A 419-nucleotide genomic window follows, 5' to 3' on the forward strand; every position below is an offset into this window, starting at 1 on the left:
GGAACCCTGCGCTCCAAAATCCCCGAGCTCGTCGACGCGCTGACCGGCCGGTTCAAGGCCCACCACGCGTTTATGGCCCGGCTGCACCTGGACCAGATCGATGCCCAGTCCCGCATCATCGACGCGCTCACCGAACGGATCGAGGAGGCGATGACACCCTTTCGTGCCGCCAGGGAATTCCTGGCCACCATCCCCGGAGTCTCACTCAAAGTCGCCGACGTGATCATCGCCGAAACCGGGGCCGACATGTCCCGATTCGAAACCCCCGGCCGTCTCGCGTCCTGGACCGGGGTCTGTCCCGGCTCCAACGAATCAGCCGGCCGGATCAAATCCGCGCACATCCTGCCCGGCAACAAATACCTCAAAGCCGCCCTCGGCACCGCGGCCCTGTCCGCGTCCCGAAGCAAGGACACCTACCT

Annotated in this window: 1 protein-coding gene; it reads left to right on the top strand. The window is 65.4% G+C overall.

The window, feature by feature from the left end; translation table 11 throughout:
• The coding region (locus BJQ90_RS19025) for an IS110 family transposase (RefSeq protein ID WP_226761764.1) at positions 1-419 on the top strand (419 nt) is incomplete at both ends.

Origin of the sequence: Arthrobacter sp. SO3 (genome assembly GCF_020532825.1) — a bacterium.
GTDB lineage: Bacteria > Actinomycetota > Actinomycetes > Actinomycetales > Micrococcaceae > Arthrobacter.